This is a genomic window from Shewanella sp. 1311, from assembly GCF_059338235.1.
In genome coordinates this window covers 2,247,582-2,266,696 of sequence record NZ_CM181686.1, presented here as the reverse complement: position 1 = coordinate 2,266,696, position 19,115 = coordinate 2,247,582, and the positions used below count along the sequence as shown (strand labels likewise).

The 19,115-nt window shown below is 49.7% G+C and carries 25 protein-coding genes; all 25 read left to right on the top strand.

The window, feature by feature from the left end; genetic code table 11:
* The first annotated feature begins 5 nt into the window (after nt 1-5).
* The 25 genes from AC5YB3_RS10105 to AC5YB3_RS09985 all read left to right on the top strand — a co-directional run bounded on the left by AC5YB3_RS10105 (nt 6) and on the right by AC5YB3_RS09985 (nt 19,097).
* On the top strand, nt 6-932 hold the full coding sequence (locus AC5YB3_RS10105) for a GPO family capsid scaffolding protein (protein ID WP_494527061.1): 927 nt from the start codon (nt 6-8) through the stop codon (nt 930-932).
* Between the two features lie 49 nt (nt 933-981).
* Nucleotides 982-2,025, top strand: coding sequence for a phage major capsid protein, P2 family (locus AC5YB3_RS10100; protein WP_494527060.1), 1,044 nt, complete (start codon nt 982-984; stop codon nt 2,023-2,025).
* Between the two features lie 77 nt (nt 2,026-2,102).
* Nucleotides 2,103-2,720, top strand: a complete 618-nt coding sequence (locus tag AC5YB3_RS10095; RefSeq protein WP_494527059.1) for a hypothetical protein — start codon at nt 2,103-2,105, stop codon at nt 2,718-2,720.
* Nucleotides 2,669-3,418: a phage terminase small subunit gene (gene gpM / locus AC5YB3_RS10090; RefSeq protein ID WP_494527181.1), complete on the top strand. Its 750-nt coding sequence runs from the start codon at nt 2,669-2,671 to the stop codon at nt 3,416-3,418. Before AC5YB3_RS10095 ends, gpM begins: the two co-directional genes overlap by 52 nt.
* A 118-nt stretch (nt 3,419-3,536) precedes the next feature.
* A complete protein-coding gene (locus AC5YB3_RS10085; protein WP_259578087.1) occupies nt 3,537-3,998 on the top strand; it encodes a head completion/stabilization protein in 462 nt (153 codons plus the stop codon).
* A complete protein-coding gene (locus AC5YB3_RS10080) occupies nt 3,995-4,483 on the top strand; it encodes a phage tail protein (protein WP_494527058.1) in 489 nt (162 codons plus the stop codon). Before AC5YB3_RS10085 ends, AC5YB3_RS10080 begins: the two co-directional genes overlap by 4 nt.
* Nucleotides 4,480-5,142, top strand: coding sequence for a hypothetical protein (locus tag AC5YB3_RS10075; protein WP_259578091.1), 663 nt, complete (start codon nt 4,480-4,482; stop codon nt 5,140-5,142). Before AC5YB3_RS10080 ends, AC5YB3_RS10075 begins: the two co-directional genes overlap by 4 nt.
* A gap of 2 nt (nt 5,143-5,144) precedes the next feature.
* Nucleotides 5,145-6,251 (top strand): DUF2586 domain-containing protein, encoded by a 1,107-nt coding sequence (locus AC5YB3_RS10070; RefSeq protein WP_494527057.1) that lies wholly within the window; start codon nt 5,145-5,147, stop codon nt 6,249-6,251.
* A 12-nt stretch (nt 6,252-6,263) separates the two neighbouring features.
* Nucleotides 6,264-6,716 carry a phage protein gene (locus tag AC5YB3_RS10065; protein ID WP_494527056.1) on the top strand — a complete coding sequence of 151 codons (453 nt, stop codon included), beginning with the start codon at nt 6,264-6,266 and terminating at the stop codon, nt 6,714-6,716.
* A gap of 14 nt (nt 6,717-6,730) precedes the next feature.
* Nucleotides 6,731-6,934: a TraR/DksA C4-type zinc finger protein gene (locus AC5YB3_RS10060; protein WP_494527055.1), complete on the top strand. Its 204-nt coding sequence runs from the start codon at nt 6,731-6,733 to the stop codon at nt 6,932-6,934.
* A gap of 1 nt (nt 6,935) precedes the next feature.
* On the top strand, nt 6,936-7,484 hold the full coding sequence (locus AC5YB3_RS10055; protein ID WP_494527054.1) for a glycoside hydrolase family 108 protein: 549 nt from the start codon (nt 6,936-6,938) through the stop codon (nt 7,482-7,484).
* An 11-nt stretch (nt 7,485-7,495) separates the two neighbouring features.
* Complete coding sequence (locus tag AC5YB3_RS10050; protein ID WP_494527053.1) at nt 7,496-8,083, top strand: hypothetical protein; 588 nt, start codon at nt 7,496-7,498, stop codon at nt 8,081-8,083.
* Nucleotides 8,084-8,086: 3 nt separating this feature from the next.
* Nucleotides 8,087-8,353, top strand: a complete 267-nt coding sequence (locus AC5YB3_RS10045; RefSeq protein WP_263180866.1) for a hypothetical protein — start codon at nt 8,087-8,089, stop codon at nt 8,351-8,353.
* Nucleotides 8,350-8,616, top strand: a complete 267-nt coding sequence (locus AC5YB3_RS10040; protein ID WP_259578102.1) for a putative phage tail assembly chaperone — start codon at nt 8,350-8,352, stop codon at nt 8,614-8,616. Before AC5YB3_RS10045 ends, AC5YB3_RS10040 begins: the two co-directional genes overlap by 4 nt.
* 50 nt (nt 8,617-8,666) lie before the next feature.
* Nucleotides 8,667-8,804: a DUF6890 family protein gene (locus AC5YB3_RS10035; RefSeq protein WP_375164014.1), complete on the top strand. Its 138-nt coding sequence runs from the start codon at nt 8,667-8,669 to the stop codon at nt 8,802-8,804.
* Between the two features lie 10 nt (nt 8,805-8,814).
* A complete protein-coding gene (locus AC5YB3_RS10030) occupies nt 8,815-10,563 on the top strand; it encodes a phage tail tape measure protein (RefSeq protein ID WP_494527052.1) in 1,749 nt (582 codons plus the stop codon).
* Nucleotides 10,560-10,895: a DUF2590 family protein gene (locus AC5YB3_RS10025; RefSeq protein ID WP_494527051.1), complete on the top strand. Its 336-nt coding sequence runs from the start codon at nt 10,560-10,562 to the stop codon at nt 10,893-10,895. The genes AC5YB3_RS10030 and AC5YB3_RS10025 overlap by 4 nt, the downstream gene beginning before the upstream one ends.
* The gene (locus AC5YB3_RS10020) at nt 10,895-12,094 is read left to right on the top strand and encodes a baseplate J/gp47 family protein (RefSeq protein ID WP_494527050.1); all 1,200 of its coding nucleotides are present in this window, start codon (nt 10,895-10,897) and stop codon (nt 12,092-12,094) included. Before AC5YB3_RS10025 ends, AC5YB3_RS10020 begins: the two co-directional genes overlap by 1 nt.
* Nucleotides 12,094-12,726 (top strand): hypothetical protein, encoded by a 633-nt coding sequence (locus AC5YB3_RS10015; RefSeq protein WP_494527049.1) that lies wholly within the window; start codon nt 12,094-12,096, stop codon nt 12,724-12,726. The genes AC5YB3_RS10020 and AC5YB3_RS10015 overlap by 1 nt, the downstream gene beginning before the upstream one ends.
* Nucleotides 12,727-12,744: 18 nt before the next feature.
* A complete protein-coding gene (locus tag AC5YB3_RS10010; RefSeq protein WP_494527048.1) occupies nt 12,745-15,192 on the top strand; it encodes an SGNH/GDSL hydrolase family protein in 2,448 nt (815 codons plus the stop codon).
* Between the two features lie 3 nt (nt 15,193-15,195).
* Entirely contained in the window at nt 15,196-15,723 is a 528-nt protein-coding gene (locus AC5YB3_RS10005; RefSeq protein WP_494527047.1) for a baseplate complex protein, read from the top strand.
* Nucleotides 15,723-16,412 carry a hypothetical protein gene (locus tag AC5YB3_RS10000; protein WP_494527046.1) on the top strand — a complete coding sequence of 230 codons (690 nt, stop codon included), beginning with the start codon at nt 15,723-15,725 and terminating at the stop codon, nt 16,410-16,412. Before AC5YB3_RS10005 ends, AC5YB3_RS10000 begins: the two co-directional genes overlap by 1 nt.
* A 2-nt stretch (nt 16,413-16,414) precedes the next feature.
* Nucleotides 16,415-17,110, top strand: a complete 696-nt coding sequence (locus AC5YB3_RS09995) for a hypothetical protein (protein ID WP_494527045.1) — start codon at nt 16,415-16,417, stop codon at nt 17,108-17,110.
* Nucleotides 17,111-17,122: 12 nt separating this feature from the next.
* The gene (locus AC5YB3_RS09990; protein WP_494527044.1) at nt 17,123-17,320 is read left to right on the top strand and encodes a hypothetical protein; all 198 of its coding nucleotides are present in this window, start codon (nt 17,123-17,125) and stop codon (nt 17,318-17,320) included.
* Between the two features lie 685 nt (nt 17,321-18,005).
* Nucleotides 18,006-19,097 carry a branched-chain amino acid aminotransferase gene (locus AC5YB3_RS09985; RefSeq protein ID WP_310803226.1) on the top strand — a complete coding sequence of 364 codons (1,092 nt, stop codon included), beginning with the start codon at nt 18,006-18,008 and terminating at the stop codon, nt 19,095-19,097.
* Nucleotides 19,098-19,115: the final 18 nt, after the last annotated feature.

Sequence of the window (19,115 nt, the reverse complement as noted above, 5' to 3'; positions counted from 1 at the left end):
AAAACATGACTCAACTGGTGACAGACTGGCTACGTATCGCCACAGAAGGGAACACCTTTCAAAACGTACCTATTCAGCGCCAATGGATTGTCGACATTGCCGAAACCTATAACGCAAAAACCTATGGCGCCAGAATTTGGCCTGATCATCGTCGCTGGTATGGCGCGTGGGGTGATGTTGTAGAAGTTAAAGCCGAAGAAATTGACGGAAAATTATGCCTATTCTGCAAACTTACCCCTAATTCACAACTGATATTAGCAAACGAACAAGACCAGAAAGTCTACTCATCAATCGAACTCGATCCGAATTTTGCGGGCACTGGAAAAGCCTATCTAACAGGCCTTGGCGTCACAGACGAACCAGCAAGCCTAGGTACTGATCGCCTTAAGTTCTCAGTTAAAGACCGCTTAGCAAATCATAAATATGGCGCACCGGAACAGCTTGTTATGAGCTACCCACTCGCCAGCACAGAAGACCAAAAACCAACGGATAAGGCCACGGAAGCCGCCAGCCTGTTCAGCAAGTTAGTTAGCTTATTTTCAACTCAAGCGCCAGACCCTAAACAGGAAGCGGCAACAGACCACCCCGAGGAAGAACCAATGGACAAACAGCAATTTGAAACGCTCATGGGCGTAGTTAATGGCCTAGCAACAAAAGTAGGCGAACTGGACGGCAAGGTAGAAGCCTTTGGCAAAAAGCCTGAACCGGAAACGACCACAACCACAACTGAACCCGTTACCACCACAGTGCCAGCGGCCACGACTGATGCCACAGGCATCACCGCCGAACAGTTCAGCAAATTAAGCGAAAGCATCAACGGTCTTGTTGCGAAAGTGGGCGGCATGGAAACCAAGTTCAACGCATTAAGCGCCGAAGCGCCGAACCAAGAGCCAAATCCAACAGGTACTGGCGAAAGCATTAGCTTTATCTAACTTGGCGCGAAATTAACGCCTTAACGAATTTTAGAACGGGAAAAGAACCATGAGCCAAATGCAAATTTTAAACGCCGAAGCGGAAAAGTTACTGCTTCAATACTCGGCAGGTGTGGCAAAAGCCTACGGCGTAGACGACGCCAGTAAGCAGTTCAGCGTTAGCGCGCCGATGGAAACCAAGCTGCGAGCAGCGTTACTAGAGTCTGTCGATTTCCTCGGCATGATCACCGCATTGCAAGTAGACCAAATACAAGGTCAAGTCGTTAACGTGGGCGATTACGGTATTGCAACGGGCCGAAAAGTGAATGGCCGCTTTAATACCGATCAGGGCGTAGGTGGCAACAAATATGAACTTAAAGAAACAGATTCTTGTGCATCACTAAAATGGAACCTGTTATCAACATGGGCAAACAGCGGCAACCCAAATGAGTTTTTAAAACTCATGAAAGACAACGCAACTAAGCGTTTCGCGTTAGACATGATCCGCATCGGCTTTAACGGTAAAACTATCGCCGCTGGTGATACTGATCCTGTCAATAACCCGAACGGTGAAGACGTTAACAAAGGTTGGCATCAGTTAGTAAAAGAAAACGCACCAGACCAAATCATGGGTGAGGAAATTTACTTCAACCCAGATGCAGACGTAAACGCCTTAAAATCTCACGAATATAAAACGTTAGATGCAATCGTGACCGATTTGCGCCTCACGTTAATTCATCCATCAATGCGTAATGACCCTCGTTTAGTGGTGCTAGTCGGCAGCGACCTAGTTGCCGCAGCACAAATTAAGATGATGAACCTTGCCGATAAGCCCTCTGAAAAAGTGGCCGCTCAGCAAATGGATAAATCAATCGGTGGTTTGCGCGCCTACACACCACCGTTTTTCCCAGGTAAACGCATTGTCGTTACGCCGTTATCAAACATGCACCTTTACACCCAGAAAAATACCTCATCACGTAAGTCTGAAAACAGCGAAGACCGCAAGCAGCATGAGGACAAATACTGGCGCAACGAAGGTTATGCGATTGAAGAGTATGAAGCCTATGCCGCAGTCGATGAAGATTTAATGACCATCGGCGCGCAGCCAGCTTAATCGATAAGTAAGCAAGCCTAGGCACCTAATCAGTGCCTAGCTATCAACTCCACCGAACACCAAAGCAGGACATTGCCATGAGTGCCATCGCCGATTTTAAAAAGCGCCTTGAAGCAGCAAAACGCGTCAAAAGCCCAACAGCTACCGAAACAACAGCCACGCCAGCGCCAGAAAACGAAGCGCTGCACTTACTAGCATATCTACTCGGCTGTGATGTTGATAGCGCCATTGAGCAAGGCCGTAATGCAGCAGAAGAAAAAGAGAAATTCTTTGAAAAAATGAATCGGCAATTTGACCTCGCTGACGAATCAGACCAAACCGCGCAAGCCACCGTCACCACCGATGACCAAGGCAACATCACCAGCATCATCGAACACACCGCAGAAATCGAAGACAGCGCCGCCACTGTTAGCAACGCTGCAGAAACCGCCTTAGATGCCGCCGATAAAGTCAGCGAATCCGCCGACAAGGTAAGCAGCGCAGCTGGTGATCTCGAATCCGCCGCCACCAACTTAGAAAACGCCGCTGGCGCTGTAGACGATAGCGCCAGTTCGCTTGCCTACACCACCGACGATCTCGGCCAAGTAGCTGCCGAACTGAAAGAAGCGACCGCAGAGCTAAAAAAGCCGTCGGCGGCGCAAGAATCCTCGCGTGGCGCGAAGGCCGCAGCGCCGAAAAGCAACTCGAAAAAGTAAGGCTAACAGGCAACGCCGAGCACGCGCCGAGTCTGCATTTACAGCTAATAGAGCTCAATGCAGACCTAAAGCGGCTCAAAGCCTTTGAACGACGGGCCGACAAAATCGCCCACAAACGCGACATACTACTGCATAAATGGCTGCCCATCGTCGAAGAGTATTTAAAGCAGAAACAGGATAAGCCCAATGAAATCACGGACAACCCTATATTCGCTTATTGCGCAGTTTGGGCATTTGATATCGGCGATCTCGCTCGCGGCCTCGAACTGTCGTTCAGAGCTATTGAGCTCGGGCAGCCCATGGCAGGCGCTATCAAGCGCAAATGGCCGGGCTTTATTGCCGACACTGTATTCGATTGGGCAGAAGCTCAAGCGGAGCATGGCCACAGCATTGAGCCGTATTTCGGCACTGTGTTTGCGCGCGTTCGCAACGATTGGAAACTGCCGGAACCTGTTACCGCAAAGTTCTACAAATTCGCGGGACTCGCGTTACTACGTGCAGCAAACGGGGACATTACCCCAAGCCATATCGGTGATGTGGAGCGGCTTACTCAAGCGGATCGACTGCTCGAAAAGGCCGCAAGTTTGCACAAGCATGCTCAAGTAAAAACGGTACGTAACAAGATAGCGATGCGACTTAGAGCGTTAGAAGACTTTGCCAGCCAAGGCATTGTTGATGACAGCTTAAAAAGCAACTAAGCCGCACGGGACCAACTCCCAACCCTCCAGTGCGCTAACCGAGTGTTTAACGGGTGACTGTTAAAAACCACTGTGACGTTAACCGCACTGAACCAAATTTAAGAGTGAAGGCAAAGCAATGAGCGGATTCGGATTTCAAGCACCAGCAGAGCCAAGCATCGTTATCGATGCGGCTAGCGGCTGGCCCGAATTATCGACAGGCGAATTTCGCGAACTGCGCCGCATCCCAGAGTTCTTTTCAGAAAAAGCCATCGAAGACTCACTCAACCGCAGCGTGGCCGAAATTCAGCAGCAAATTATTAATTATGTAGGGCAGGCAAGCACTGACACGGACGTCCCCTTTACCCTAGGCGCTAGCCTAGCGCCTAATTTTAGTGCGCAGCAAATTAGCATTTACCGCGGCGCAGTCTATGCCCGTTCACATGCCGATTTGCTGGGTTATTTTTCTGCCGTCGACCAAAAGGATGCGGGTAACAACAAAGCCCAAGACACCCAGCAGCAAGACGCCATCCTCGCGCAATCTAACCGCGCCGTGCGCCTATTGCTCGGCCTTGGCCGCGCCGGAGTGCACTCGCTATGAGCCAAACCGTCAGCAAACTACAGCAAGTCACCGCATTTTTACTCGCGAGTCTGACGCCATACGTTAAAGCCAATAATATCGAAGCATGGCAAGAGCGCGGCACGCTGATCTTAAGCAGCGAGGACTTAGGCCAAGGCGGCTATCAAGTCGCCAAGTGGAAGCACATCGCAGTGATTGCGATTGAGCAATTCCCGCACACCAAATTTAACGCTTATAACTTGCTCGCCATGCTACCGGCTTTTTTACTCGACAGTGGCTGGCCGCGTGACGAATACGGCCTAGCAGATCCACAGCTTGATATTGATGTGGTAGGCAGCGACAACGCCATGGTGTTGATTGAGCTGGAACTGATCGACGACATCGACTTAATCCCAGACGCCAACGGCCCCGTGTTATTTAACGGTGAGCGTTATCGCGTGTCGCTAGTGCCAGTGGACTATGCCGAAAGTGTTGATCTGCAAACTCGGCCAGAGGGCGCGCTATGAGCCTAACGATTAAGCCCAACAAGCAGCAAGCACTCAACGCCAGCACCCAGCTTGCTTTGCTAAAGCTGCCCAGTGCTAAACGTGTTCGCATCCTAAAAACCTTAGGCCGTTACGAACGCGCACTCGCACGTAAACGTATTCGCACCCAAACAAAAGTCGATGGCGGCCAATTTGCGCCCAGCGCCAATGGCAAAAAAGGCCGCTTATTAAAGCGCCTCGGTAAAACATTAGAGCCGTTTGTAAAAAATGCTAACCGCCTCGAACTCAAACACAAAGCCGCACTCACTGGCCGCATTGCCGCACTACACCAAGACGGCGGCAAAGAGCAAATGAGCGCCGCCCGCATGGCCCGCATCCACGGCAAACCCGATTACAGCGCACCCTGTAGCCGCAGCCAAGCCAAAGCACTGGCGGCAGAAGGTTACAAAGTCCGCAAGGCCAAAGGTAAGGGCTATCGCCGTGCCAGCCTGCGCGAAATTACCGCCACCTTAAGCCAAGGCCAAGCCAGCGTGATCTTGCGCTCACTGCGCGGCAAACAACAAAAACAGCGCTGGGATATTCCCGTCGCCGCGCGGCCGTTCCTTGGCGATAGCGCCGATAACGTCCAGCGTCAGCTAGTCAGCATCATCGAGCAAATTAATCAGAGACAAAGGGGCTAAAAATGTCACTAGGTAAAGTACAAGTTAACAATCTCAATCAAGGCCAAGGTGACATTAACGCCATCGAGCGCCACTTCCTCTTTGTCGGCCGTGCAGGTCATGTAGATGAAGAAAGCCAGCTATTTAGCATCGGCGCGCAAACCGATATCGAGGCGAACTTTGCTGATAGCGCCTTGCGTAAACAGTTGATCGCTGCCCAGCTTAATGCTGGACAAAACTGGACCGCCGCTGTGTATCCACTGGCCGCCGATGAAGACTTATTCGACGCCATCACCGCCGCCAACGAAGTGCAGAGCTTTGAAATGGTGGTGTTCTGTGACGTCACCACAGTAAAAGCCGATTTAAGCGCTAAGCACGATTATCTAGCCAGCCTACAAGCCAGCCACGGCCGCTTTGTATCAGGCCTAGTCGCCGTTGCGGGTATCGATGTCGCCACCCAAACATGGCCGCAGTACGAAACCGCAATGGTGGGACTGCAAGCGGGTATTGCCGCGCACTTAGTCATCCCTGTGCCGCAGCTGCATGGCAATAACGTCGGTGTACTCGCTGGCCGCCTATGCAATCGTGCCGTCAGCATTGCCGACAGTCCAATGCGCGTCGCCACGGGCTCAGTGATGGGTTTAGGCGTTGCGCCAGTCGACAGCGCAGAAAAACCGCTCACGCTCGCCACGCTCGAAACCTTAGCCAATGCGCGCTTTAGTGTGCCGCAGTGGTATCCAGACCTTGAAGGCATCTACTGGGGCGACGGAACAACGCTCGACGCCGCAGGCGGTGATTATCAATACATTGAGCACCTGCGCCCCGTGCACAAAGCCAGCCGCGAAGTACGTATTTTAGCGATTCGCCGCATTGCTAACCGCGCGCTTAACTCTACGCCAACCAGCATCGAGCAAAACAAAGCCTACTTTATGAAGCCGCTGCGCAACATGAGCAAAAGCACGGTGATTTTGGGCACTCAGTTCCCAGGTGATATTCAGCCGCCACGCGACGGCGACATCACAATTGTGTGGACCAGTAACAAAGCGGTGACCATTTACATGATCGTCCGTCCGTACAACAGCCCGAAAGAAATCACCGTCAACATCTTGTTAGACCTAAACAGCATTTAAGGAGTCGTCACCATGTCTAGAGTTTCAGGAATGAATTACACCGTCACCGTGGGCGACACCATGATCCAAGTTGACACTTGCAACTTAACCATCACCGACAACAGCGCAGTAGCCCAAACAGGCGGCGTGCCAGATGGCAGTGTCGACGGTGACGTCGCGGCAAGCGGTGAGCTAATGGTCAATGTCAGCCAATTTACCTTGATATCAAATGAGGCCAAAAAGGCTGGTTCATGGCGCGCAATGCCGACGTTCGACAATATGTTTTACGCCAAGACTGCTAAAGATGAGATGAAAGTCGAAGCATTCGGCTGCCGCTTCAAAATAAGCGACTTGCTCGATGTAGATAAAAAAGGCGGCCAAGCGCAATTGATCAAACTGCCATTTGATGTGACCAGCCCTGACTTTATCCACATCAACGGCGTGCCATACCTGCGCCCAGAAGAAATCGAAAACATTAAGCAGTAAGGGCGCAATAACGAATGGATGCAGTGGATTTAGTCACACGTGAGCAGCTACGCGCCGAGCAACGCTTCGAACAGCAACGCAAAGCACTAGCCGCCAAGCCAGTACCACAAAGCGCAACGGACTGCGCCGAGTGTGGCAACGAAATACCAGAAGGCCGCCGCCGCGCAATAAAAGGCGTGCAACTGTGCACTGAGTGCCAAAGCCTAAGTGAGAAATGACATGAGCCAAATTAAAAACCACTTGATTGAAGACTTGATCGAACGTGAAGGCGGCTACGTCAACGACCCAACGGATCGCGGCGGCGAAACCATGTACGGCATCACCCTAAAAACCGCGCGCCAGTATGGCTACAAAGGTGCGATGAAAGATTTGCCCTATGAGCTGGCCTTTATGATTTACGAGGCCATCTATTGGGCGCCGTTAAAGCTGGATGATATCCAAGTCATCAGCGAAGCACTCACAGAGCAGTTGTTCGATTTTGGGGTTAACTCAGGCGCAGGCAACGCAGGCCGCAGCCTGCAACGCGCCTTAAACGTGCTTAATAATCGCCAAACCTTGTATCCAGATTTAACCGAAGACGGGGTACTGGGTAGCCGCAGTATTGCAGCCTTAAAAACCTATGTAAGCCAGCGCAAACAAGCGGGGCTAAAAGTGCTCGTTGAAGCTGTTCGAGGCCAAAGGATTAGCTTTTGTATCGACATAGCCGCCAATGACGAAAGCCAAGAAAAGTACAGCTTTGGCTGGTTACAACGCATCGTAAATTTATAAGCGGGGATCTTATGAACTGGAAAGATATTGCAAGCACAGTCGGCGGCATCGCTGGCGCAGTCGCCCCGCTACTGGGTGGCCCTGTCGGTTTAGCCGTCAGCATTGGCAGCCAAATTGCGGGCGCATTGGGCACTGATAACACGCCTGAAGCCGTCGCAGCCGCATTGCAACGCGACCCTAACGCCGCACTTAAATTGCAAGAGTGGGCGATGCAAGAACGCGAGCAAATTCGCCAAGGACATTTAGAGTTGCAACGCCTTGCGCTAGACGAATACAAGGCAGACTTAAGCGATCGCCAGAACGCACGCCAAGCACATAAAGACCATTGGATGCCATCAGCGCTAACAATCACCTTAGTGAGCATGCTGGCCGCGCTGATCGCCGCATTGTTTTACTTACCTATACCAAGCGAAAACAGAGACTTAATTGTGTATCTCGCGGGTAACTTATTACCCATGGTGACAGGCTCAGTCTATTACTGGGTGAGCTCAACAAAAGACGCCAACAACCGCGAAAAATTAATGACGCTCGCCAGCCAAGGCCAAAACCAGATAGATCGGCCAGCGCCAGCAGCAATGCCACAAAAAGCAGGAGCCTAGCGCATGGAACAGCTAACCAACTGGCTATTAGTGATCGTCGGCTTTATCGGCATATTCCTCACCATAGTGGTGCCGTTAATCGCATACCTAAACAGCGTGGCGCATAAAACCCGCACCGAACTCAGCAACCATAAAACCCACGTTGCCGAAACCTATGCCACCAAGCACGACGTAAAAGAGCTTGGCGACCGCATGGAACGGCAAATGGAAAAAGGCTTTGAAAACCTAAAAACCTTCTTAACAAACAGAAAAGATAAGGACGCAGCATGAAAAAGACCATCGTTTTAACCATCGCCGGAACTGATTTTAAATTTGAAGTTACCGCCAAAGACCATGGCGATTTTGTTGATGCTGTTGCCCGTGGTGGCTCAGTCACCGCCGCATCGTACAACTTTGCCATGCGCGCCATCGACAGCGGCCAAAAGGAAGACTTTAAAAAGCTACTAGATACCGCTCCAGGTGCAGAACTGCAAATAGCTGGCGAACTTAAAGCCGAGTTCTCGCCAGTGCTGGAAATTGCCGTAAAAAAATAGAGGGGCTGATTGAGTCCATCGACTCAAATCAGCTTGAACAACTGTTCATCATGCGCCGCCACTATTTGCCACACGAAAGCGACGATGAACAGAGTTTAGCAAGGGCATGTTGGCTAATGAAACGCCAGCGCGAAGACCTAGAGGCCATTGTCACCAACGCCATTTGTAAGGCGTTTGGTGGCAAATAAAGGAAACAACATGGCATTACCTGCACCGCTAATGTTCACCGTTGGACTAATAGACCAAATCACTGGGCCGATTGCCAAAATCAGCCGCGGATTAAACGGTCTAGCGTCCAACTACCAAGCCGGAACCATGCAAATGGCCTCTGGCATTGGTGGCATCGCGGCCAGCGGTTATGCCCTGCAAAATGCCCTTATGCCAGCCATTGAAATGGACCGCGCCTTAGGTGAGGTTAAATCATTGGGCGTGCAAGACGACGCCCTAAAAATGCTCGCCAATAGTTCATACGACTACGCGCTGAAATATGGCAAATCCTCAACCGATTTCGTCCGTTCAAGTTACGACATTCAGTCGGCGATTGCTGGCCTGAACGCCAGCGACTTATCCCGCTTTACCATGTCGTCTAACGTACTAGCCGCCGCGACCAAAGCCGACGCTGCCACCATTACCAGCTACATGGGCACCATGTACGGCATCTTTAAAAACGATGCCATGCAAATGGGCGAAGGTGCATGGGTTGAACGCCTAACGGGCATGACAGCGACCGCAGTACAAGCCTTTAAAACCGACGGTAAAAAAATGGCCGACGCCTTTGGTGCCTTAGGTGCCTCGGCGGGGCTAGCACCACTGCAAGAGCAAATGGCGATCATGGGCACCTTGCAAGCTACTATGCAGGGCGCAGAATCCGCCACCAAATACAAATCATTTTTAGCGGGCGTGGGCAAAGCTCAAGGCGCGCTTAACCTGCAATTTACCGACTCACACGGCGCCATGCTGCCGATTGTCGATATCCTCAACAAGATTAAAGGCAAGTATGGCGATGTGATCAACGTGGCCGAAGGTGACGAACTCGCCAAAGCGTTCGGCTCGCAAGAGGCCGTTTCTATGGTCAAGTTATTGTTAAACGACATTAACGGCTTAAGCGGCTCAATCAACATGCTGGGCAAAGTCAACGGCATGGAACAAGCCGAGAAAATGGCCGCAGCCATGACAGACCAAAGCGAACGCCTTGCCCAAAGCTGGTACGTGATCCGCGCTGCCATCGGTAGCGCCATCTTACCCGCGTTTAATAGCTTTGTTGGCAAGATTGCCGACATGGGCACATCGGTGATCTGGTTCACCGATATGTTCCCCAACATTACCCGCTGGCTCGGTTATGTGGCCGTAGGCTTTACCTTAGCCGTGGCCGCTGGCGGTTTATTCACTGTGATGATGGGCGCGGGCAAAATGGCAATGACTGCATGGGGCCTTGGCGTAATGGCATGGACAGGGGCAAGCGCACTGTTTACCAGCGGCTTAGCCACCATGCGCGGCGTGTTGCTGGCGCTCAATATTGCCATGTACGCCAATCCTATCGGCCTGATTGTCGCGGGTATTGCCGCAGCAGTGATTGCCGTCGGTGCGCTGATTTACTACTGGGACGACCTAAAAGCTACCATGGGCGAATGGGGCTGGGTGCAATCCATTGTCGGCATCTTCGACACTGTTTGGGGCGGAGTTAAATCTGTCTTTAACGACACCATCAATTGGATTATCGACAAACTCAATTTGATACCAGGTGTCGATATTAGCACCAACGTAAGCGCGGGCAGTATGCCAAGCGTTGACGCCATTTCACCCGTGCAAGCAAACCTCACGCGCGGCGGCGTTAGCCAGCAAATCGCCAACGCCAACAACAGCAAATCAACCACCGTCGGCAACATCAATATTTACCCGCAAAAGGTCGACACCAACTTTGCAAGCTATGTCGAGATGCACTCATGAGCCTCTATATCGATTTGCACATAGAACACGGCGACGTGGTATTAGATGCTGGATTAAACCCCAGCTATTTAACCGATCGCGCCGCCATCGCCCAAGACATAGTGCACGCCATTTTAGACACAGGCTTAGCGCACTTACTCATTAGCGACCGTGGCACAGGCGTTACCGCCGACACCCAAATCAAACTCAAATTATTAGTTGAGGACGATGTGCGCATCATGCCGGGCACAGTTCGCATTGAACAAACATCAAGCGGTAATTGGTGGGTATTTGCCGACACCATCGACTTTGGACCAGTTACCGCACAAATAACCCAAGGTGGAGCACTTTAATGGCCGATAAAATCGACGTGCCAACAATCGACTTTGCAAAAATCGTCGAAGCCGCAGGTATACCGACCACGGAGGACGGCTGGAAGGCGCTATTTAAACAGGACGTTGAAGCTGAAGGCAGCATCATTGCCAACGACTCGCCTTACTCGCCGTTCTGGCGCTTGATCACCGCCATTATTGCCAAGCCAGCAACGTGGATAGTCAACAAAGTGCTGATTGGCGTGATATTGCCAAACCTGTTTTTACTCACGGCCAACGATGATGACTTTATCGAGGCCAAAGCGTGGGAACACGACTTAACCCGCAAAACCGACAGCAAAGCCAAAGGCAAAGTGCGCTTTAACCGCGCCGCATCCAGTGGCCCAAGTTTATTAATCCCCGCCGCCACTGTGATCCAAACCGATGCAATTAACGGCACGGTTTACCGTGTGCTAACGGTTGAAGATGTGATCTTGCCGCAAAACAGCTTGAGCGTGTTAGTGCCAGTGATCGCCGAAAACGCGGGCGCGGCCTACAACTTAGGCGCCGGCTATTTGCATATTTTACCAACGGCAGTCACAGGCATAGGCAGCGTCACCAATGAGGCCGAATGGCTCGACGAACTCGGCAGCGACCGCGAAACTAACGACGACTTAAAGCTGCGCACCCGCAACGCCTTTACCGCCGCCGCGCCTTGGCATATCGACGCCGTTTATCGCGCAATACTGACCGAACGCGCAGGACTGGACACCGATAACGTCTATTTTGAGCACGACGCACCGCGAGGTCCGGGCACTGCTAACGCCTATATTTTGTTAGACACGGGCGAACCGTCAGCCGCCATGCTGGCCGACCTAAATCAATATGTGATGGAGGATGGCTTTCACGGCCACGGTGATAATTTACTCGTTCTCGCCATGCCAGGTGTTGATGTCACAGTCGGCGTCACGGTTTACCCCTACAGCTACTTATTAGAGGCCGAAGTTGACACGCTATTAGCCGACATTGAAAACTTTATCCGCTGCGCATTTCGCGAAAATACCGACTACACCGCTACCCGCACCGAACCTTTTATCCGCTTTAGCTTTAGTAAGTTAGGCCAAGAGTTACACCGACAATTTGCGGGTATCGAGTCGCTTAACTGGCACCAAATCGACATCACCAGCGCCAACAACGTGCCGCGCTTAAGCACGCTCAACATCGAAAATGGGAATCTATGATGAGCATCAAAATCGATTGGGCAGCACTCACAAAAATGCCGTACTGGCTGGCACGCCCAGCTAGCGAGCTAGACAAACTGCGCAAAGGCGCGGTGCGTTTTTGGCAGCGCTTTGTCGATATGCTCGCATTCCCCGCTAAGCAGCTCGACCCCATGACCGCAGAGCTTGAATTTGTGCACTTGCTGGCATGGGAGCGGGATATAGAGCAAATCCCCAGTGAAACCGAACTCATGTACCGCACGCGGGTGAAATACGCCTTGCCGTTCGCCAAGGGCGCAGGCAGTAAAAGCGGTTGGCTCGATATGTTTAAAAAACTCGGCATGACATGGGTGGGCATAGATGAACGCATTAGCCAAACGGACTGGGACGTAGTGGATCTGCAACTGATTGATAGCGACTTTGGCAACCGCCAAAAGCTGATTGACTACATTTGCCGCCAGTATGGCCGCACAACGCGCCGCTATCAGTTAACCACCATTTCAAAAATGCCGCTGATCGCACCGCTGCACACATTTGAGCATCAACACAATTTTAACGTGGCAACAGTCAATACCAATCTGTTACCTGCAAAACGCTTTATGACGATGGACTGCGACTCTAGCTACCACGTTGCAAAAATTAAACAGAACTAAGACAAAGGAACCCATACCATGGCACAAGTAATCACCATTGCAGGCGAACGTTTATTTGCACTGAAAGCGCAAAACAACCAGCAGTTAGACATTGATACCTTTATTTTTGCTTTCGTGCCGGGGCAAGACTCAAGCGCGCCGATTGACCGCAATGAAGGATTACCACCAATCGGCCAACGTGTGCACACGCAAATTGTGCAGCAAACGGGCTTGATTAATGAAAATGCCGTGGTCTATTCAACTGTACTCGACAGCTTAACAGGCCCGTTCGATTTCAACTGGGTAGGATTATATTCATCCGTTAACCAAACCTTGATAGGCATTATCCACACGCCAACCGTGTCAAAAACAGTCACAGTGCCGGGTGCCGCAGGCAATATCTTAAACCGCAACTTTGTGATCGAGTACAGCGGTATTGCCGAGTTAACAGGCATTACCGTTGATGCAGAAACATGGCAAATTGATTACACCGCCCGCCTGAATGGCATGGACGAACTCACCCGCCAGCTAGCCGCAGATATGAACGGCAAAGACTGGTTTATTGATGACGGTTTTAAAGTGGTGCCGCGCTCAACACTCAACACCTTTAAAGTGACCGCTGGCGTGGGTTATGTCTCGGGCCTGCGCGTCGAACTCACCGCCGATCATATCCTCACCTTAAGCAGCTATCCGCAGTTTGTTTACGTGGATGCATGGTTTGAAGCGACAAGTGAAAGCATTTGGAAAGGTAAAGTGGCCTTTACCGTGACCAACTCCGAAATGGACGACTATATCGACGTCAACGGCCGCAACCACTACGTGTTTAAACTGGCACGTATCACCGCCGCCGATGCAGTGGAAGATTTGCGAGGAATTAGCGATATAGTTTCAACAATAAATGAAGTTAAAGCTGTACCTATTAAAGCTGAATTTTATCAGGCAAAAGCATCAGACATCTCGGCTAAGCTGGAAGAGCACGGCAATACAGTTGTAATAACTGGCGATTCTCTTTCGTTTAATAACTATGGTTATAACTTTGCTTATGAACTAAATGCCTATGATTGTTACCCGGGGATAAGATCGTGGTCTTTCATGCTGCGTGACTATATACACACTTGCGATAGATGGTTTGTGTATGGAGACAATATTAGTTTTATTGCTGAGCATGGTAACCCACAGATCAATAAAGCATCAGAGTCATCGTTCAAATCACCTTTTAACGGTAGGGTTACAAGACTTAAAGCAAGAGCGCCAGATGACGTTATAAGCTTTATGGTTCGTTCGGCGAATGTCCAATCGACCAAAACAGTAATTTATATGATGCACAATGAGGCGGGCGACCAGTTTAAGTTTGACGTGTATTGCGATGAAGGAATGGGGGGGGTATTTGTAAGCACTTTGACTATTGGAGATAAAAGCGAGTTTAAAAAATTTGCGCCATTTGAGTTGGTTCTCTCAAAATATTCTAAAAGTGACAAACCGATAAAAGTATCGTTTAAAAACTTCAGGAATATTGATGACAGTCCTTTAGTTGGAGAAAGCGGATACTTCTTTGTTAATGCCGTTGGCACAAAACAAACTAACATCAAACTCACAGGGAAAGGCGGTGCTACATCAGCAGATATTCTGGGAGAATATCAAGACAGAATAGGTCAGTATGCACCAGATATATTGATTATGCAGTTAGGCGCCAATGATCGGTTACTGCTTACGCTAGATGAACATATATACAACTTACGAAGCATTATACTAAATGCCAAAGCTGACAACCCTAACGTGCAAATCATCTTAATGAATAGCACTCCGGGAAATCCTGAAATTTTGCCAAATCATTATCCTGACAATGTTATATTCAATGGATTTACTATGCGCGAAATGGTAGAGGCGGAAAAAAGGCTTGGAACAGAATTAGATGTAATATTTCTAGACACGTATCGTTATTTTTATGACCAAAAAAATTATTTACATGATCAAATTCATTTAAATAGATACGGAAATTCGCTTTGGTTTAAAGCTATTTTAAGCAAATTATGTATTGCAGGAAATGGGCTATATAGCCATTTTCATGGAACACAGTATTATCGCGCTGGTACATTGATGGCTAAGCAAGCAAGAGTAGCACAATCGACAGAGGCTGTGATTAAACCCAAAGGATATGCCACTTTTAGCATGAGTGGTGGAGTTTGGGAAATTACAGATATTGGCGATTATGAAGGGGTGATATCCAGTTTTGGAAAGCCTGCAGGGTTTAATAGTGGTGCATTAGAAATCATAACTAACTATGTGACATTAAGAAGCGAAGACGAAAACGGATTAATGTTTACCTGTGAGCAAACAGGATCTGTGACTAAATTTTTGTCATGTTTTCAGCGTATAACAGGGCGACAGTCGATACACATAACCATTGCAGATTTAACGACTTCACCGCCAGTTGTTGCCAGTGATGCGACATTAGAAAACGAACAAATATTAGTAAAATGGTTTTAAACAATGCTAACTATTAACGCAACTGTAATCAGTCTTAAGTCTTTGCGCATAACCGCCAGCCAAGAGCTGGCGACTGAGGACGCCAGCGGCCAAAGTTCGAGCACGGACGCCGCTGAAACGGGCATTAAAGCCAAGATGTTGGCCGTATCTGGCTTTATTAAGTTTGATGATGAAGCATTGCTTACCGACATATTTAAAATGGCCGAAGCCACGGAAGGCGGCGCGCGTACCACATACCGCATAAGCAATAAAACCGCCTCGGCACTGGGCATTAAACAAGTGAAATTTGCGAGCAAAATTGAAGCGGTGGAGCAAGAAACCACCCGCCAATGGAACGTGAGTTTTACTTTAGCCGAAGTGCGCAGCGTGCCGCAGAAAAAGGAAGAACGCGCGCCGCAAGTCGCCGCCGCGCAGCAGGGAAGCACAGGCCAAGGCACAGTATTAGCCGATGAAACCGCACCGCCAGCGACCGAAGTTGAACTCACTGGCCTAATGGGCTTCCTCAAAAAAGTCGATAACGGGTTAGCATAATGGCCGAGCCTAACGCGAAATTTATCACCCGTGCATATCTCGGTAGCCAGAAAGTCGCAGTAAGCGATCACTGGCTAGTGTTGCAAGCATCATCACCAGGTACTTGTCAGTTAACCGTCGACAAATCCGCAGAACGCTTTACCCCTGTCGCGTTCGAAATGGGCTGGGGTGAAATGATTGAACGGGTATTTTACGGCTATATCGAGCGCATCATGCCAGCGGCTAACGGCTTGTATACCGTGTTTTGTCGAGAGTTATCGTCGGCATTAGCGAACAACTTAAGCGTGACATTGCGCCATCCAACATTGCGCAACGTCTGCGATGAAATCAAAGCCCAAGTGGGCCTTGAATTTGTATTACCAGATAAGCCTTATGCCGACACGGCCATCCCTTGTTTTTATGGTGATACCTCAGGCTATGCCATGCTCGATAACCTTGGCCGCACTTACAAGGTGCCCGATTTTATCTGGCAACAGCAGGGCAATGGCAAAATCTACTTAGGCAGTTATCAAGACTCGTTTTGGGCAGGTAAAGACATCACCATCCCACAAAGCCTAATGACAGACCAACAAGCGGGTAAAACCGCCACCATTCCAGCCGTGCCAAAACTGCGCCCTAACGTCACCGCCAACGGTGCACGTATTGCTAAGGTCGAGTTTAAGGGCTCTAACATGACGATAAGCTGGTAAACATGGAACAAATCATCAAAAAAATCGTGTTGCGATTATTCCCCGAACTCAGCGCGCAATTGCATTTACCGCGCTGGGGTAAAGTCGTCGCCTTGCCAGAGCTGCCAACAGAAGACGGCGAACGCGGCAGCGATGCGTTTTACCCACGCTATGCCGTTGACGTGCAGCTGCTCGACGAACACGGCACCGCTACCAAATCAAAAGTATTGCAAGCTGTACCCTTGCCGCTAAATGGTGCAGGTGATAAATCAGGCCGACTCGAACCGCCGGCTATTGGTTCCATCGTCGAAATCGCCTTTGCCTACGGCAGACCAGATAAACCCTTCATCCGCTGCATCTTACCGTTCGGCTGGGATCTTCCAGCCATCAAAGCGGGTGAGTCACGTACCCAAACCCGCGAGGGTGTTTATCAGCACATAGATGACGCGGGCAACTTCTTTAGCGTGACCGATAAAGACAGCACCATTGAATGTCTTAATCAGCGCATCAAAGTGTTAGAAGACCAGCTCACCGAAGTATTGGGCAAAATGACCATGAATATCACTGATGATCTGCGCATCACAGCGAAGAACATTACCGAAGATGCCGACACCATCAAACTAAACGGCGGCGCAGCTGTCGTCACCTGTGCCCATATCTGCCACTTTACGGGCGCACCACACGGCGACGGATCATCCACAGTTAGCGCAGGCAAATAAGGGGGAAGGCCAATGGCATTAAGCAGCGGATCATTAGAAGCAAAAATCATCAGCGAACTACAAGCACAAGGCTTTATCACCGAAGGCCAGTACGCATTCGTGGGCAAGATGGCCGCCGCCATCGCTAAAGCCGTGATAGATGAAATCACCGCCAACGCTGATGTTAACGTCACAGCAGGCAGCAGCGCAGGCACATACAAAGTAAGTTAACGCATAAGCTCCACGCATAAGCCCAGCCAACGCGCTGGGCTTTTTGTTTGCTGCAGCAAAGACACCCGCATCTATATCGAGTAAAGACGCCGCCGACTATGTTGGCCACGTCATCACATCATCGCCACACAAACACCAGCACCGACCATTTACGCCACGAAAACCAGCGCAACAGAGAAACCACGACACGAAATCCGCACTCTTCCTCACCCTCCTGCGCGCTTTGTATGTTAATTTTTTTTCAGTTTTAGTTTATTGCAGTTCATAGGCGCAGCCAGCGCCATTCCTAGGGGTTTTAAAGGATCAAAGATCTGAAATGATCGCGGTTTATTTCACTGTTTTACAGTTCCATACAGCGCGTTTGGTGATGGTGTAAAATATCTAAGTATTGATTTAATAGGGTTTTACGTGGATTCCGTGGGGTTTTTATAAGTGATGAGAAAATATTGAAAAAGATCTAAGCAAGAATAATCAACAACTTAAGACGATCAGAAACTGAAATGAAAAACGCATGTTGTGACGAACCAACCAGCGCGATATTATCGAGTCACAATTAAAAAGCTCTGTCGCCACTTTGTCGCCATCAGTAGTTTTTGAAGGGAAAATAAATCAAGTGTTAATTTGTTCATCATCTTGTTTTTATTAGTTAAATATTACAGTTATTAAGCAGAGCGAAATAAGCAGTATGAATATAACTTACAATTTAAAACCTGCGTCCGAGCGCCGTACTGAGCAATTCAAGCCCGAGGGGAATGTGGGCTTTGGTAGCCTCAGAACCGATCATATGTTTTTGATGGATTATCATGACGGACAATGGTGCGATCCGCGCATCGTTCCTTATGGTCCATTTGAAATGGCACCGGGTGCAATGGCGTTGCATTATGGCCAGTCGATCTTCGAAGGCGCGAAAGCCTTTATGCACGAAGATGGCGAGATTTATACTTTCCGCATTAATAAGAATGCCGAGCGGATGAATCGCTCCGCCGATATCGTCTGTATTCCTAATATCGATGAACAAGTGCAGATGGATGCGATCAATGCGTTGATCGATGTCGATCGCCTGTGGTTCCCGATGCAAGAAGGTGCGTGTCTGTATATTCGCCCCTTTATTTTTGCGACCGAAGACCGTCTCTCTGTGAGCCCAAGCACGCGTTATACCTTCTGTGTGGTATTAAGCCCAAGTGGTGCTTATTACGCCGCGGGCGTTAACAAAGGCATACGCTTATTGATCAGCAAAACTTTCCATCGCGCGGTATCGGGTGGCACTGGCGCCTCAAAAGCGGCGGGTAACTATGCGGCGTCGTTGCGTGCGGGTAAAGCCGCGGCAGCCTTTGGTGCATCGCAAGTGTTATATCTCGACTCGACCAATCAACAGATTGAAGAAGCGGGTGCGATGAACCATTTCCACATCTTAAAAGATGGCACTGTGATCATTCCGACCTTCACCGATACCATTCTTAAGTCGATCACCTCGCAATCCATCATGGAATTGGGTGAGATGCTTGGTTGTGAAGTGCGCCAAGAGACTGTCATGCTTGATCAATTTATCGCCGATATCGAATCTGGTGAAATTATCGAGGCGGGTGGTTTTGGTACAGCGGCCGTGGTTTCAGCTGTGGGTTCCTACATTTTTGAAGATGGCCACATAGTCACTGTCGGTAATGGTGAAGTGGGCGAGCATGTTCAGCGCATCTACAAACTGTATACCGAAATCCAAAAGGGCCACATTCAAGGTCCAGAAGGCTGGGTTAAGCGTGTTGAACGTTTAGCAAAGTAAGGATGTTGTGGTGATGAT

Bases quoted from the DNA above. Each gene is read 5' to 3' on its own strand.
- AC5YB3_RS10105 (WP_494527061.1), top strand. From the start codon at position 6: ATGACTCAACTGGTGACAGACTGGCTACGTATCGCCACAGAAGGGAAC.
- AC5YB3_RS10100 (WP_494527060.1), top strand. From the start codon at position 982: ATGAGCCAAATGCAAATTTTAAACGCCGAAGCGGAAAAGTTACTGCTT.
- AC5YB3_RS10095 (WP_494527059.1), top strand. From the start codon at position 2,103: ATGAGTGCCATCGCCGATTTTAAAAAGCGCCTTGAAGCAGCAAAACGC.
- AC5YB3_RS10085 (WP_259578087.1), top strand. From the start codon at position 3,537: ATGAGCGGATTCGGATTTCAAGCACCAGCAGAGCCAAGCATCGTTATC.
- AC5YB3_RS10080 (WP_494527058.1), top strand. From the start codon at position 3,995: ATGAGCCAAACCGTCAGCAAACTACAGCAAGTCACCGCATTTTTACTC.
- AC5YB3_RS10075 (WP_259578091.1), top strand. From the start codon at position 4,480: ATGAGCCTAACGATTAAGCCCAACAAGCAGCAAGCACTCAACGCCAGC.
- AC5YB3_RS10070 (WP_494527057.1), top strand. From the start codon at position 5,145: ATGTCACTAGGTAAAGTACAAGTTAACAATCTCAATCAAGGCCAAGGT.
- AC5YB3_RS10065 (WP_494527056.1), top strand. From the start codon at position 6,264: ATGTCTAGAGTTTCAGGAATGAATTACACCGTCACCGTGGGCGACACC.
- AC5YB3_RS10060 (WP_494527055.1), top strand. From the start codon at position 6,731: ATGGATGCAGTGGATTTAGTCACACGTGAGCAGCTACGCGCCGAGCAA.
- AC5YB3_RS10055 (WP_494527054.1), top strand. From the start codon at position 6,936: ATGAGCCAAATTAAAAACCACTTGATTGAAGACTTGATCGAACGTGAA.
- AC5YB3_RS10050 (WP_494527053.1), top strand. From the start codon at position 7,496: ATGAACTGGAAAGATATTGCAAGCACAGTCGGCGGCATCGCTGGCGCA.
- AC5YB3_RS10045 (WP_263180866.1), top strand. From the start codon at position 8,087: ATGGAACAGCTAACCAACTGGCTATTAGTGATCGTCGGCTTTATCGGC.
- AC5YB3_RS10040 (WP_259578102.1), top strand. From the start codon at position 8,350: ATGAAAAAGACCATCGTTTTAACCATCGCCGGAACTGATTTTAAATTT.
- AC5YB3_RS10035 (WP_375164014.1), top strand. From the start codon at position 8,667: ATGCGCCGCCACTATTTGCCACACGAAAGCGACGATGAACAGAGTTTA.
- AC5YB3_RS10030 (WP_494527052.1), top strand. From the start codon at position 8,815: ATGGCATTACCTGCACCGCTAATGTTCACCGTTGGACTAATAGACCAA.
- AC5YB3_RS10025 (WP_494527051.1), top strand. From the start codon at position 10,560: ATGAGCCTCTATATCGATTTGCACATAGAACACGGCGACGTGGTATTA.
- AC5YB3_RS10020 (WP_494527050.1), top strand. From the start codon at position 10,895: ATGGCCGATAAAATCGACGTGCCAACAATCGACTTTGCAAAAATCGTC.
- AC5YB3_RS10015 (WP_494527049.1), top strand. From the start codon at position 12,094: ATGAGCATCAAAATCGATTGGGCAGCACTCACAAAAATGCCGTACTGG.
- AC5YB3_RS10010 (WP_494527048.1), top strand. From the start codon at position 12,745: ATGGCACAAGTAATCACCATTGCAGGCGAACGTTTATTTGCACTGAAA.
- AC5YB3_RS10005 (WP_494527047.1), top strand. From the start codon at position 15,196: ATGCTAACTATTAACGCAACTGTAATCAGTCTTAAGTCTTTGCGCATA.
- AC5YB3_RS10000 (WP_494527046.1), top strand. From the start codon at position 15,723: ATGGCCGAGCCTAACGCGAAATTTATCACCCGTGCATATCTCGGTAGC.
- AC5YB3_RS09995 (WP_494527045.1), top strand. From the start codon at position 16,415: ATGGAACAAATCATCAAAAAAATCGTGTTGCGATTATTCCCCGAACTC.
- AC5YB3_RS09990 (WP_494527044.1), top strand. From the start codon at position 17,123: ATGGCATTAAGCAGCGGATCATTAGAAGCAAAAATCATCAGCGAACTA.
- AC5YB3_RS09985 (WP_310803226.1), top strand. From the start codon at position 18,006: ATGAATATAACTTACAATTTAAAACCTGCGTCCGAGCGCCGTACTGAG.